This window comes from Sulfitobacter sp. 1A13353, from assembly GCF_043557255.1.
GTDB lineage: Bacteria > Pseudomonadota > Alphaproteobacteria > Rhodobacterales > Rhodobacteraceae > Sulfitobacter > Sulfitobacter faviae.
Window position 1 is genome coordinate 1 of sequence record NZ_JBIFFS010000006.1, and the last position, 13,676, is coordinate 13,676.

Annotated in this window: 15 protein-coding genes and 1 pseudogene; 10 read left to right on the forward strand and 6 right to left on the reverse strand. The window is 62.1% G+C overall.

What is annotated here, in order from left to right; translation table 11 throughout:
* Nucleotides 1-68 precede the first annotated feature (68 nt).
* The 3 genes and pseudogenes from ACGYLO_RS14565 to tig form a co-directional block, all read left to right on the forward strand.
* Nucleotides 69-182: pseudogene (locus ACGYLO_RS14565) on the forward strand (GapR family DNA-binding domain-containing protein); the annotation flags it as partial.
* Nucleotides 183-309: 127 nt separating this feature from the next.
* The gene (locus tag ACGYLO_RS14570) at nt 310-1,227 is read left to right on the forward strand and encodes a calcium/sodium antiporter (RefSeq protein ID WP_271689864.1); all 918 of its coding nucleotides are present in this window, start codon (nt 310-312) and stop codon (nt 1,225-1,227) included.
* A gap of 154 nt (nt 1,228-1,381) precedes the next feature.
* Nucleotides 1,382-2,713: a trigger factor gene (gene tig, locus ACGYLO_RS14575; protein WP_067261839.1), complete on the forward strand. Its 1,332-nt coding sequence runs from the start codon at nt 1,382-1,384 to the stop codon at nt 2,711-2,713.
* Between the two features lie 316 nt (nt 2,714-3,029).
* Here tig and ACGYLO_RS14580 read toward each other — a convergent pair whose 3' ends face one another.
* The 6 genes from ACGYLO_RS14580 to rpsF form a co-directional block, all read right to left on the reverse strand.
* Complete coding sequence (locus tag ACGYLO_RS14580) at nt 3,030-4,988, reverse strand: bifunctional 2',3'-cyclic-nucleotide 2'-phosphodiesterase/3'-nucleotidase (RefSeq protein WP_271689865.1); 1,959 nt, start codon at nt 4,986-4,988, stop codon at nt 3,030-3,032.
* Nucleotides 4,989-5,060: 72 nt separating this feature from the next.
* Nucleotides 5,061-5,546, reverse strand: coding sequence for a lytic transglycosylase domain-containing protein (locus ACGYLO_RS14585; protein ID WP_271689866.1), 486 nt, complete (start codon nt 5,544-5,546; stop codon nt 5,061-5,063).
* A 127-nt stretch (nt 5,547-5,673) separates the two neighbouring features.
* Nucleotides 5,674-5,964, reverse strand: coding sequence for a hypothetical protein (locus ACGYLO_RS14590; protein ID WP_168612589.1), 291 nt, complete (start codon nt 5,962-5,964; stop codon nt 5,674-5,676).
* A gap of 161 nt (nt 5,965-6,125) precedes the next feature.
* Nucleotides 6,126-6,752 (reverse strand): 50S ribosomal protein L9, encoded by a 627-nt coding sequence (gene rplI / locus ACGYLO_RS14595; protein WP_271689867.1) that lies wholly within the window; start codon nt 6,750-6,752, stop codon nt 6,126-6,128.
* 11 nt (nt 6,753-6,763) lie between these two features.
* Nucleotides 6,764-6,991 (reverse strand): 30S ribosomal protein S18, encoded by a 228-nt coding sequence (gene rpsR / locus ACGYLO_RS14600; RefSeq protein WP_005852865.1) that lies wholly within the window; start codon nt 6,989-6,991, stop codon nt 6,764-6,766.
* A 29-nt stretch (nt 6,992-7,020) separates the two neighbouring features.
* On the reverse strand, nt 7,021-7,374 hold the full coding sequence (gene rpsF / locus ACGYLO_RS14605) for a 30S ribosomal protein S6 (RefSeq protein WP_067261847.1): 354 nt from the start codon (nt 7,372-7,374) through the stop codon (nt 7,021-7,023).
* A gap of 236 nt (nt 7,375-7,610) precedes the next feature.
* Between rpsF and fabD the strand changes: the two genes are divergently transcribed.
* From fabD to ACGYLO_RS14640, 7 genes are all read left to right on the forward strand, one after another.
* The gene (gene fabD, locus ACGYLO_RS14610) at nt 7,611-8,543 is read left to right on the forward strand and encodes an ACP S-malonyltransferase (protein WP_271689875.1); all 933 of its coding nucleotides are present in this window, start codon (nt 7,611-7,613) and stop codon (nt 8,541-8,543) included.
* A gap of 66 nt (nt 8,544-8,609) precedes the next feature.
* A complete protein-coding gene (gene fabG / locus ACGYLO_RS14615) occupies nt 8,610-9,347 on the forward strand; it encodes a 3-oxoacyl-ACP reductase FabG (RefSeq protein WP_271689876.1) in 738 nt (245 codons plus the stop codon).
* Nucleotides 9,348-9,549: 202 nt separating this feature from the next.
* Entirely contained in the window at nt 9,550-9,783 is a 234-nt protein-coding gene (locus tag ACGYLO_RS14620) for an acyl carrier protein (RefSeq protein WP_067261852.1), read from the forward strand.
* Between the two features lie 159 nt (nt 9,784-9,942).
* Nucleotides 9,943-10,476 (forward strand): GNAT family N-acetyltransferase, encoded by a 534-nt coding sequence (locus tag ACGYLO_RS14625; protein WP_271689877.1) that lies wholly within the window; start codon nt 9,943-9,945, stop codon nt 10,474-10,476.
* A gap of 142 nt (nt 10,477-10,618) precedes the next feature.
* Entirely contained in the window at nt 10,619-11,878 is a 1,260-nt protein-coding gene (fabF, locus tag ACGYLO_RS14630) for a beta-ketoacyl-ACP synthase II (RefSeq protein ID WP_271689878.1), read from the forward strand.
* Entirely contained in the window at nt 11,879-13,063 is a 1,185-nt protein-coding gene (mltG, locus tag ACGYLO_RS14635; protein WP_271689880.1) for an endolytic transglycosylase MltG, read from the forward strand.
* Between the two features lie 222 nt (nt 13,064-13,285).
* On the forward strand, nt 13,286-13,630 hold the full coding sequence (locus ACGYLO_RS14640) for a hypothetical protein (protein WP_271689882.1): 345 nt from the start codon (nt 13,286-13,288) through the stop codon (nt 13,628-13,630).
* Nucleotides 13,631-13,676 lie beyond the last annotated feature (46 nt).

Sequence of the window (13,676 nt, forward strand, 5' to 3'; positions counted from 1 at the left end):
TTAAGGAATTATGTTGTGTAGAATGGCGGTAGTCAAAACAATAGTACATTTTGACACTGGTGGGGGAAGGTTACGACACCAAGGTGCTGCGCAAGGTGATCGCCCTGCGCAAACGCGACAAGGACGACATCGCCGAAGAAGAAGCGGTGATGGAAATGTACAAAGAAGCCTTGGGCATGTGAGCGCCCTGCCGCGGCGGGACTGAATTTTCCGCGCGGCCTTGAATGCCTCCGGCCCATCCCCATTTGCATCGGGCGTCTGCGCGGTCTCCGCGGCGCCCGATGGTCTGAGGCCGGTGAGATTTTTCCCGTGAACATTCTGTTTGTCCTTGGTGGTCTGCTGGGGCTCGTGCTCGGTGGTGAGTATCTGGTGCGCGGCGCCGTGGCGCTGGCGCAGAGGGTTGGCTTGTCGCCTTTGGTGATCGGGCTGACGGTGGTGGGCTTTGGCACCTCAGCCCCGGAATTGGTGACCTCGGTTCAAGCGGCTTTGCTGGGCGCGCCGGACATCGCTCTTGGCAATGTCGTGGGATCGAACATCGCGAATATCCTGCTGATTCTCGGCCTTGCGGCGGTGATCGCCCCGGTGGCCATCTCCGGGCGTAGTTTCGCGCGGGACGGGACGGTCATGCTGGCGGCGAGCCTGCTCTGCCTCGGCACTGTGCTGCTGGGGCAGGTGGATCGGCTTGCGGGGGGCGTCGCCCTCGTGGGGCTGGCGGCCTATCTGATTTACACCTTTCGCAGCGATCGAAGCGGGGCAGAGCCGATGGAGCCGCTGCCGGATCAAGCGCCGTCTTGGCTGGCGCTCGTCTGGCTGCTGGGTGGGCTTTTGCTGACCATTCTCTCGGCGCGGTTTCTGATCACTGGGGCTGTAGCGCTCGCGCAGGCCGTGGGGCTGTCCGAGGCGGTGATCGGCCTGACCATCGTGGCCGTTGGCACCTCCATGCCGGAATTGGTCACATCGGTGATCGCCGCACGGCGCGGGCAGAGCGATGTGGCATTGGGCAACGTGGTCGGCTCCAACATTTTCAACATCCTCGGCGTGCTGGGCATCACCGCGCTGATCCAGCCGGTGGGGGTGGCTGCGCAGATCGCCACGCTCGACATCTGGGTGATGCTGGGGGCCACGGTGGCACTGATCGCCTGCGCCTTTGGCGGGCGCGTGACACGCGGGCAGGGGGCGCTCTTTGCGCTGGCCTATGTGGCTTATGCCGCAGTGCTTTTAGTCTAGCCCGACACTGGGCTGCCCGGCGGGGGTGGGGGCGATTTCTGCGGATGTGGCGCGATGGGCCGCGGACCCCCTTGCGCAGGCGGTTCAACACCCATAGAAGGACACAAATTTTCGCCCGCGCCCCCGCCGCGCGGCCTTACCCTATGGAGCACACATGCAGGTCAACGAGACGCTGAACGAAGGTCTGAAACGCGGTTACAACATCACCGTCACCGCCGATGAGCTTGAAGCCAAGGTCAACGAGAAGCTGGCCGAAGCGCAGCCCGAAGTCGAGATGAAGGGCTTCCGCAAGGGCAAGGTGCCGATGGCGCTGCTGAAAAAGCAGTTCGGCCAGCGGATCATGGGCGAAGCGATGCAGGAAAGCATCGACGGCGCCATGAACGAGCATTTCGAAAAGACCGGCGACCGCCCCGCGATGCAGCCCGAGGTCAAGATGACCAATGAGGACTGGAAAGAAGGCGACGATGTCGAAGTCTCCATGTCCTACGAAAAACTGCCTGAGATTCCCGAAGTTGATCTGAGCAAGATCGAACTGGAAAAGATGGTGGTCAAAGCAGACGATGCGGCTGTCGAAGAAGCGCTGGCAAGCCTTGCCGAAACCGCGCAGGACTTCAAAGCCCGCGAAGAGGGTGCCAAGGCCGAAGATGGCGATCAGGTTGTGATCGACTTCAAAGGCTCCGTCGACGGCGAAGAATTCGAAGGCGGCGCGGCGGAAGATTACCCGCTGGTGCTGGGCTCCAACTCCTTCATCCCCGGCTTCGAAGAGCAGCTGGTTGGCGTGAAAGCGGGTGAAGAGAAATCCGTCGTCGTGAACTTCCCCGAAGAGTATCAGGCCGCGCATCTGGCCGGTAAGGAAGCGACCTTCGCTTGCACTGTGAAAGAAGTGAAAGAGCCCGTCGCCGCTGAAGTGAACGACGAGATGGCCAAGAAATTCGGTGCCGAGGATCTCGACGCGCTGAAAGGTCAGATCGCTGAGCGTCTGGAAGCGGAATACGCCGGTGCATCGCGCGCCGTGATGAAGCGTAACCTGCTGGACGCGCTCGACAAAGAGGTCAGCTTTGATCTGCCTCCGTCGCTGGTCGATGCCGAAGCCAAGCAGATCGCGCATCAGCTGTGGCACGAGGAAAACCCCGATGTGGAAGGCCACGACCACCCCGAGATCGAGCCGACAGACGAGCACAAGACATTGGCCGAACGCCGTGTCCGTCTGGGCCTGCTGCTGGCCGAGCTGGGCCAGAAAGCCGACGTTCAGGTGACCGATGCCGAGATGACCCAAGCGATCATGAACCAGGCGCGTCAGTACCCGGGTCAGGAGCGTCAGTTCTTTGAATTCGTACAGCAGAACCAGCAGATGCAGCAGCAGATGCGCGCGCCGATCTTCGAGGACAAGGTCGTCGATCACGTGGTCGAGCAGGCCAAGGTGACCGAGAAAGAGATCTCGAAAGAAGAGCTTCAGAAAGCTGTTGAAGAGCTGGAAGACGAGTAAGTCTTACCGGATCGGATTTTGGAGCGGGGGCGACGGGAAACCGTCGCCCCTGTTTCGTTTGTGCTGGATGAGAAGCGTGGCCTTTGCCTGTCACTCTGGATGGGCTTGAAGGGTTACCGAACCTACTGTGGATGTCCCGCCCGGGGGCACCCCGGGCATCGCCCTCCCTCCCCCCGGGGGGGGCGATTTGCAAGCTCTCGGAAATTCGCAACAGTCGCGTGCGATGGGGGCAACCGCAGGCCACCATCGTTGCAACGCCCCCAGGGAAGGCGCTGCTCCATGTGGCAATGTCAGATGCTGATACGCACCGGGTACGTCACAAAATAATCCGGAACTGCGCGAAGCCGTCTACCGTGTCGCCTACCTGTTCCATCTCTACCCCTGTCACCTCATCGACGTAGTCCGCCGCCTTTGGCCCGGTTTCGAACATCACGCTCGTTTCCTCCAACGGCGCGAAGCGCCAGTTGCCATCGGCGCGGGGGCTGATGGTGCCTTTTTCGACGATATAGCGCACAATCACATCGCGGTTGGTGTCGGGCCCTTCAAAGACGATGGTATCGCCCATCGCGCCGGGGAAGGCCCCGCCGCCGCTGGCACGGTAGTTGTTGGTGGCGATGATGAATTCGGCCTCGGGATCAAGGGGTTGCCCTTCGAACTCAAGATTTACGATCCGGCTTGCCTCAGGGTTTGCAACGGTGCCCTTGGGCCCGAATTTCGAAGGCTGGCTAAGGTCGATCTGATAGGTCACCCCGTCGATCACATCGAAATTGTAGCTGGGGAACTCGGGGTTCAAGAGCGGTTGGTTGGCCTTCCCGGGGGTGATCTGGTTGAACATGCCAGCGGAACGTTCGAGCCAGTCTTTCACCTGCGCCCCGGTCACGCGCACCGCGCGGGCTGTGTTGGGGTAGAGGTAGAGGTCGGAGACATTCTTGATCGCTACATCGCCCTTCGGGACGTCAGTGTAATACTCCGGCCCGCCACGGCCACCGGCCTTGAAGGGGGCGGCGGCAGAGAGGATCGGCAACCCCTCATGTTCGGTCCCTTCCAGCATCTGTTCGATATACCAACGCTGCGCGTTGGAGACGACCTGCACGGAAGGGTCATCCGCCACCAGCGCGAAATAGCTGTGCAGATTGGCGTCGGTCTTGCCCACGGCGCGGCGAACATAGGCCAGCGTCTCATCATGTTCCTGTTGGACGGAGGCAAGCACCTCGGCATCGCTTTCCACCAGCGGCATCACAGAGCGGTCTTCGTTGCGCTGCGAAATCGCGCGGGCCTCGGCGCTATGGCTGGCGATGCGCCAGCCGCTGCCGTCACGCTCCAGCATCAGGTCGATCAGGCCGAGGTGGCTGCCCCAGAAGCCGCCCATGGTGGCGGGCTTGCCGTGGATCGTGCCCTCGCTGACATCCACGCCCGGATAGTCCGCATAGCTGCCCGAGGGGAAGACGAGGTGGCTGTGTCCGGTCATGATGGCGTCGATCCCCTCTACGGCGGCGAGGGGGACAGAGGCGTTTTCCATCATATCCTCTTCCTTGGCCGCTCCGATGCCCGAGTGGGACAGCGCGATGATGATGTCGGCGCCTGCCTCTTTCATCTGGGGCACCCATGCGCGGGCACTCTCAAGGATGTCGCGGGCCTGCACCTTGCCTTCGAGATGGCGGCGGTCCCAGCTCATGATCTGGGGCGGAACGAAGCCGATGATGCCGACCTTGATCGGATGCGTCTCACCTGCGCCATCGGTCAACATCCGGTCGAGCAGGACATAGGGTTTGACCAGTGTTTCATCGTCGCTCGGCTTGGCACCGACCTTTTTGACGACATTGGCACTGACCACCGGGAAGTCGGCCCCGGCGAGGGATTTCATCAGGAAGTCGAGCCCGTAGTTGAACTCGTGGTTGCCCAGGGTCGAGGCGTCATAGCCAAGCGCGTTCATCGCCTGGATCACCGGGTGCATGTCGCCCTCTTTCATGCCGCGCTCATAAGCGATGTAATCGCCCATCGGATTGCCCTGCAAAAAGTCGCCGTTATCGAGCATCAGGGTATTGGTCGCCTCGGCGCGGATCGATTTGACGATGCTGGCGGTGCGGGCAAGGCCCACGGTGTCGACCTCTTTGTCGGCGTAATAGTCGTAAGGAAAGACATGCACATGCAGGTCCGTCGTCTCCATCAACCGCAGATGCGCCTGATTGGCCGCGGCACGGAGAGAAAAGGGGTGGAGGGCCAGCAATCCGGCAGTGCCGGCGAGGAAGTGACGGCGGTTGAGGCGGAGGGTCATGCGGCGTTCCTTCTTGACGTGATTAACACCTACCTGAGGCGAAGCGAGAGGCCGCGCAAGCCCGAAAATTAATCACCCGTCCCGTAGGCCGGTTTCCACAAGCATGCCGCGACGCTTGGCCTCGTAATAGTAGCCGCGGGCGTACCATTTGATGGCGGTGCCATGGTCACCGTCCGACAGGAGCCACGCCCCGCGCAGGTACTTTAGCGCGTATTTCAGATTGGTATCGGCGTCCAAGAGATCGGAAGGTTTGCCCCGGAACCCCATCGACCGTGCGGTGGCGGGCAGGATTTGTAGCAGACCGTAATAGGGGCCGTTGCGGGCGCGGGGATTGTGGGTGCTTTCGCGGATGGCCAGACGGTGTACCAAGGGGCGCGGCAGGTCGTAGAAGTCGGCCCAGTGGTTGATCTTGCGCCGCAACTCGGGCGTCTCATTCGGGTGCAGCGGCAGGGCGGGGCGCTGCGGCGGCGTGGAGGAGACTTCGGGCGCGGCGTTGCAGGCGGTGAGCGTGCTGGCGGCGATGAGGGAAAGGAACATGCGGCGTGTGGTCTGAGGCATGATGCACCGGAGCTTGTTATCTCGCCCCGAGGATCGCCCCAAGGGGGCCATCGGGCAAGAGCGCAGGCGCAGGATACGCGGCCCCTTGCCCAAGCCTTGGACCCTCAGGCGCGGCTTTTCGCCATGCTTAAACGTCGGCGACGATTTCGCCTTTCATTTCGCCGGTCATGCGGCTCTGATCTTCGCGTTTTACCGAACGTCGGACCTCGTCGATTTTGAGTTCGGCGGCGTCGCGCGTGGCCCTGTCGGGCCATTCGGTGATTGCGGCACTCGTGCGCTCAGAGGTGCGGACCACGGTGATGCGGCTGGCGCCAAAGCCCTTGAGAGCGGGCAGGCGCTTTTCTTCGATGGCGCGCAGGGCCACGTCGTAATCCGCCCCGTCAGCGAGTTCCCAAGTGGTGATGGTGATGTAACGCATGTGTCATCCTCCATGCTGAACGGAGGTAGCATAGCATAAATCGCGCTGTTTTTGCAGGGGGTTGCGTCAGAGGCGCGCGCGGGGCGGTTGGAGGGGCTGCGCAAAAGAAAACGCCGCGCGGAGAACCGCGCGGCGTTTCATGTCAGATCGGACAGGCCGGATCAGCTGTTGCTGTCGTCCTGTGCGTCGCCCTCGGGGGTGCGCACCACGTCCGAGTCGCCGTCTTCGTCAGCGGCAGAGCCGATGTCGTCGAAGAGTTCGGAGATCTCGAATTCAGCGGCGGCTTCCTCTTCGGCGGCCAGTTCCTGAATCGATTTGCCCGATGCCTGAAGCTCGGCCTCTTCGGGCGAACGTGCAACGTTCAGCTCGATTGTGGCGTCGACTTCGGGGTGCAGGATGATGCGCACATCATGCACGCCCAGTTCCTTGATCGGGTTGCCAAGAACGACCTGCTTGCGGTCGATGGTGAAACCTTCGGCGGTTGCAGCATCGGCGGCGTCACGGGTGGTGACGGAGCCATAAAGCGCACCGGCGTCGGAAGCGGAGCGAATCACGACGAACTGCTGACCGTTCAGCTTCTCGGCGAATTTCTCGGCTTCTTTCTTGGTTTCGAGGTTCTGTGCTTCGAGCTGGGCTTTCTGGCCTTCAAAGGCTTCGACGTTGGCTTTGGAGGCCGACAGCGCCTTGCCCTGCGGCAGCAGGTAGTTGCGGGCATAGCCGGGCTTTACGTCCACGACTTCGCCCATCTGGCCCAGTTTGGCCACACGTTCCAGAAGGATAACTTGCATGTGCTCTCTCCTTACTTGACGGCGTAGGGCAGCAGGGCGAGGAAACGGGCGCGTTTGATGGCACGGGCCAGCTCGCGTTGTTTCTTGGCCGATACGGCGGTGATGCGGGAAGGAACGATCTTGCCGCGCTCAGAGATGTAGCGTTGCAGCAGACGTGTGTCCTTGTAGTCGATCGCAGGTGCGTTGTCGCCCGAGAAGGGGCAGACTTTGCGACGGCGGAAAAATGGTTTTGCAGCCATGGTTTATGTCCTCTTCTTCAAGCTGGCGATCAACGGCGCTCGCGACGGTTGTCGCGTTCGTCGCGTTTCTGCATCTGCACGGAGGGCAGTTCTTTGTGCTCGTCGACCTTGATGGTCAGAACGCGCATCACGTCATCATGCAGGCGCATCAGGCGTTCCATTTCCTGCACGGCGGTCGCGGGTGCGTCCGAACGCAGGAAGGCATAGTGGCCCTTGCGGTTTTTGTTGATCTTGTAGGCCATCGTCTTGACGCCCCAGTACTCGCTGTCGACGAGCTTGCCGTCGTTGTCCGCGAGAACGGTGCCGAAGTGTTCGATGAGGCCTTCTGCTTGCGTGTTGGACAGGTCCTGACGCGCAATCATAACATGCTCATAAAGCGGCATGTGCACTCCTATTTGTATCAAGGCGCATTTCATAGGCGGGGCGTTGATCCTTGCTCCCCACCACGAGAGTCTGCGCGGTTCATATGCTGTGCAAGGAAGCGCCCGTATACACGGTTTCCCGGCCACGGCAAGCCCCGATGCCCGCCGCGCCAGAGACCGGCGGTGCGGCGCAAGGCTTGCCCTTACGGCACGGGACGCGATACATCAGGCCAAATCGCTAATAAGAGGCTGCAACCATGAGCATCGCATTCGTTTTCCCCGGGCAGGGTGCCCAGACCATCGGCATGGGCCGCGATCTGGCCGAAGCCTACCCCGAAGCCCGCGCCGTTTTCGACGAGGTCGACGCGGCCTTGGGCGAGAAACTGTCGGAGCTGATCTGGGAGGGCGACATCGAGACGCTGACCCTGACCGAGAACGCCCAGCCCGCGCTGATGGCGACCTCTTTGGCTGCTATGGCCGCGCTGAAGGCCGAAGGTGTCAGTGTCGAGAAAGCGGCCTTCGTGGCCGGGCACAGCCTTGGCGAATATTCTGCGCTCTGTGCTGCGGGCGCGCTGTCACTGGCTGACACCGCGCGGCTGCTGCGCATCCGCGGCAAGGCCATGCAGGCCGCCGTGCCGGTGGGTGAGGGCGCCATGGCGGCGATTCTCGGCCTCGGCATCGTAGAGACCGAGAAACTGGCCGAAGCCGCTGCCGAGGGCGCGGTCTGTCAGGTCGCCAACGAGAACGACCCGAGCCAGAACGTGCTTTCGGGCGAGAAGCCCGCGGTAGAGCGGGCCGTCGCCATGGCAAAAGAGGCCGGGGCAAAGCGCGCGTTGCTGCTGCCCGTCTCCGCCCCTTTCCATTGCCCGCTGATGGGGCCGGCTGGGGAAGAGATGGCGAAAGCACTGGGCGAGGTGACCTTCAACGATCCCGCCGTGCCGCTGGTGGCCAATGTCACCGCCGAGGCGGTGTCGGACGCCGCCCGCATTCGCGAGTTGCTGGTCGAGCAGGTCACGGGCCGGGTGCGCTGGCGTTCCTCGGTCGAGTGGATGGCCGCGCGGGGCGTGACAGAGGCGTGGGAGATCGGCGCGGGCAAGGCGCTTTCGGGCATGATCCGGCGCATCGACAAGAGCGTGGCCACCCGCAGCATCGGCACGCCGAATGAGGTGAAGGTCGCAGCCGAATCCTAAGACATAGAAAAGTGGCATCTCGCCGCGCCGGGGCACAGCGCCTCGTGAGAGAATAAAGGAAGAGACATGTTCGATCTTACAGGAAAGAGTGCCCTGATCACCGGCGCTTCGGGCGGCATCGGCGCGGATATCGCGCGCAAGCTGCACGCCCAAGGGGCTACCGTTGGCCTGTCGGGCACGCGGACCGAACCGCTTGAGGCGCTGAAGGCCGAGTTGGGCGAACGCGCCCATGTGCTGCCGTGCAACCTCAGCGATATGGAGGCGGTCGACGCGCTGCCGAAACAGGCGGCGGAAGCCATGGGCTCGGTCGATATTCTGGTGAACAATGCGGGCATCACCCGCGACAATCTTTTCATGCGCATGTCGGATGACGAGTGGAATTCGGTGCTCAACGTGAACCTCACCGCGACCTTCAAGCTCTGCAAAGGGGTGATGCGCGGCATGATGAAGGCGCGTTGGGGCCGGATCATCAATATCTCCAGCGTGGTGGGCGCCACCGGTAACCCCGGTCAGGCGAATTACGCGGCCTCCAAGGCGGGTGTCGTGGGCATGTCCAAGTCGCTGGCCTATGAGGTGGCAAGCCGCGGGATCACCGTGAACGCCGTTGCCCCGGGCTTCATTACCACCGCCATGACCGACAAGCTGACGGACGAGCAAAAGTCTGGAATCATGGGGCAAATTCCCGCTGGCCGCATGGGCGACCCGGATGAGATCGCTGCCGCTGTTGTCTATCTTTCCAGCCCCGAGGCCGCTTACGTGACAGGGACCACCTTGCATGTGAACGGCGGTATGGCCATGTTGTGACCCTGCGCCTCAATAGCGTTTGCCAAGCCCGGCGCATGTGCTAAAGGGGGCGCAGAATCGAAACGGAGGGTGCTTGATCACCCCCTGCGCCTTGTGCGAACAAGGAAATAGCCGCCCCTTTTGGGGCATCCTCCAAACGCTGATCATCGGCGGGCGGAAACCAAAAGGGGCCTTGAATGGCCCGAAGACATGAGGACTTATTATGAGCGACGTCGCAGACCGCGTGAAAAAGATCGTTGTAGAACACCTGAGCGTGGAAGAGGACAAAGTGACTGAGAATGCGTCGTTCATCGACGATCTCGGCGCAGACAGCCTCGACACCGTGGAACTGGTGATGGCGTTCGAAGAAGAGTTCGGCATCGAGATCCCCGATGACGCGGCTGAGAACATCCAGACCGTTGGCGATGCGGTCAAGTTCATCAAAGAAGCCTCCTAAGGCTTTGCCGGGCAACCGGCGGATTTGAGTTTTGAGAACGGCGTTGTTCCTAGCGGAATGACGCCGTTTTTATTTGCCTGAACGGGGCGGGCTTGTCCCTTTGGAGCTGAGGTCGCATGTCTGCGCCAAGAAGTTTCAAGCGTGAAGGCAATTCACCCCATGTCCCGCACGATCCCGACCATCAACACCGCCAGACTGACCCTGCGCGCCATGCGCGCCGAGGATTTTCAGCGCTATGCCGAGATTTGGGCGATGCCCGATGTGGCGGACCGGATCCTCGATCAGCCCCGGCCCAAGGGGCAGTCATGGGACGCTTTTCTGCGCAACGCGGGCCATTGGCAGATCACCGGCTTTGGGCAGTGGGCGGTGCAGCTCCACCGCCAGCGCGAGATGTTGGGTCAGACCGGTTTCGTCTTTGGCTCCCGCAATTTCGGCGAGGATTTCGACACTTACCCCGAGGCGCGGCTGGTCTTGGCCCCTCAGGCCCAAGACCAGCGGCTTGGGGCCGAGGCCGCCCGGGCGGCGCATGAGTGGTTTGATCGGGTGATCACGGGCCGCACGGTCTGTATGATCTCGGCGGGGAATGAGGCCGCTTTGCGGATCGCGGGGGCGCTTGGCTATCAGGGGCTGCGCGACGTCAAGACGGCGGGCGGTGCGGTGCATCTGATGACCCGGCGCGGCCCGCCGGGCTGAGCCCACGAGCCGCGAAGGCCCCTGAGATTCGACCCATCGGCGTTTTTGCGCTCTGCCTGCGGACCGCCGCCGATATGCTTGTGCCTACAGGCTTTTGCAGGGTAAGAGGTTCGCCGAGACATTATCGGCAAGGGGCACTGAGATGCGCAGAGTTGTAGTAACGGGTTTGGGTTTGGTTACCCCGCTCGCGGACGGCGTGGAAGAAAGCTGGAAACGGATCCTTGATGGGAAATCCGGGGCCGGGCCGATCACCGGCTTTGATGCCAGCAAACTGGTGACTCAATACGCTTGCGAAGTGCCCTTGGGCGATGGCAGCGATGGCACCTTCGACGCCAATAAATACATGGAGCCGAAAGAGCAGCGCAAGGTCGACACCTTCATCCTCTTCGGCATGGCTGCCGCCCAGCAGGCGGTTGAGGATTCGGGCTGGAAGCCGACCGAGCAGGAAGATCAGGAACGCACCGGCGTTCTGATCGGCTCGGGCATCGGGGGGCTGAACTCCATCGCCAATACCGCCGTCATGATGCATGAGAAGGGCCCGCGCCGCGTGAGCCCCTTCTTCGTGCCGGGCGCGCTGATCAACCTGATCTCGGGTCAGGTGTCGATCCGCTATGGTTTCAAGGGGCCGAACCACTCGGTCGTCACAGCCTGTTCGACCGGCGCCCATGCCATCGGCGATGCGGCGCGGCTGATCAAATACGGTGATGCGGATGTGATGATCGCAGGCGGTGCCGAGGCGGCGATCTGTGAGATCGGCATGGCGGGCTTTAACGCCTGCAAGGCGCTCTCGACCAAACGCGGCGACGATCCGCAAAAGGCCAGCCGCCCCTATGATGTGGACCGTGACGGTTTCGTCATGGGCGAAGGCGCGGGCATCGTGGTGCTGGAAGAGTATGAGCACGCCAAGGCGCGCGGTGCCAAGATCTATGCCGAGGTGCTGGGGTATGGCCTGTCGGGCGACGCGCATCACATCACCGCCCCTTCCGAGGATGGTGAGGGCGGCGAACGCTCCATGCGGGCTGCGCTGAAGAACGCGGGGCTGGAGCCTGCGGATGTGGATTACATCAACGCGCATGGCACCTCGACCATGGCCGATACCATAGAGTTGGGCGCGGTCGAGCGTCTGATGGGTGATGCAGCGGGCAATGTGACCATGTCCTCGACCAAATCCGCCACCGGGCACCTTTTGGGTGCGGCGGGTGCGATCGAGGCGATCTTTTGCATGCTCGCGATCCGCGATCAGGTGGCGCCGCCGACGATCAACCTCGACAACCCGGCGGTGGAAACCCCGATTGATCTGGCGCCGAACAAGAAGGTCGAGCGCAAGATCGACGTGGCGCTCAGCAACTCCTTTGGTTTCGGTGGCACCAATGCATCGGTTCTCTTCGGGAAAGTCAGCTAAATGTGGCGTCATATCGCCTCTAACGCCGTGACGTTTCTGTTGGTCGGCCTGTTTCTGCTTGGGGGGATCATCCTCTGGGGCAAGTCGACCTATGTCTCTGAAGGGCCGTTGGAACAGGCGATCTGTGTGCAGGTCGAGCGCGGCTCGAACATGCGGCAGGTCAGCCAGAACCTTGAGGAGCAGGGCGCGGTTTCTTCGCCCGCGATCTTTCGCATGGGCGCGGATTACGAGGAGAAATCGAGCAGCCTGAAGGCGGGCAGCTTTCTTGTTCAGCCCGGCACGTCGATGCAGGGGATCGTGGATATCGTGACCCAAGGCGGGGCCAGCACCTGCGGTACTGAGGTAGTCTATCGCATCGGGGTGAACCGGGTGAGCGTGCAGGTCCGTGAGTTGGACCCGGTCACCAGCCGTTTTGTTGAACGCGCGGAATTCACCCCGAGTGAGGAAGAGGCTCCCGAAGCCTATACCGAAATCTCGAGTGCGAATGACACGCGGTTCCGCGTGGCATTGGCCGAAGGGGTGACCAGCTGGCAGGTTGTCGAAGCGCTGAAGCAGGTCGAGCAATTGACCGGCGAGGTTGCGGAGCTTCCAGCAGAGGGCAGCCTCGCGCCCGATAGCTATGAGGTGCGTCCGGGCGACGACCGCGCCGAGGTGATTGCACGGATGGCCGCGGCGCAGGAGGTGCTCTTGGCCGAAGCCTTTGAAGCGCGCGACCCCGATCTGCCGATCGAGACGCCCGAGGACCTGCTGATCCTTGCGTCGATCATCGAAAAGGAAACCGGTGTCGCCGCCGAACGTGAGCAGGTGGCGAGCGTTTTCGTGAACCGTTTGAACCAAGGGATGCGGCTTCAGACCGACCCCACGGTGATCTACGGGGTGACCGAGGGCAAGGGCGTGCTGGGCCGCGGGCTGCGCCGCTCGGAACTGCGGGCAGAGACGCCGTGGAACACCTATGTGATCGATGGTCTGCCGCCCACGCCCATCGCCAACCCGGGCCGGGCGAGCCTGATGGCCGCAGCGCAACCGGCGGAGACGGACTACGTCTTTTTCGTGGCGGATGGCACCGGGGGGCACGCTTTTGCGGAAACCTTGGACGAGCATAACCGCAATGTCGCACGTTGGCGTCAGATCGAGGCGGAGCGCGGCGCGGAAGCGGCGGGGAATGCCTCAACGGGCGGAAACTGAGACCACTGAAAACCCCGCTGGAGACAGCGGGGTTCTTATTTGCGCGGAGAGCTTGCCGCGCGGCGCTGTAAGGTCTTGTTAACACAGTTTTTCTTGACTTTGCGCACGGTCTGACGTAGGACTTGTGGCACGCTAGAGGACATGGGCGAACGGCCCCGGGGTGACCCGGTGGTCGTTTTTTTGTGTCTGCTCGGTTGGGGATAACCAACGAGAGGTAAAGCGATGACGATCATTACCCCGGAGCAAGAGACGGAAGACAGCGCGGAAATCCTGCGCGGTCTTCAAGAAGCTATCGGCGCGCTGCGTCGGGAAATCGAAGGTCTGACGGAACAGGCCCGGTCCGGGGGGGAACTCAAGGAAACTGCGGTGTCTGGCAAAACGTCTAAAGTGGCGGGATTGCTGGCGCATTGCCTGAAAGCGGAGAACACGCTGAATGACTGTCGAAACCGACAAGCTGGAATCGCGCGCGGGGGCTATGCCCTCGACATGGACAAAGCGCGGGCTGACATCGGGTGCAAGCTGGATCGCCTGCGCCGATGCTCAGACCCAAGCGCAGTTTCTGAATGAACTCGGTAAGGGAGAGCTTCTGGCTCTCCCTTTTTTGTTTGAGTTC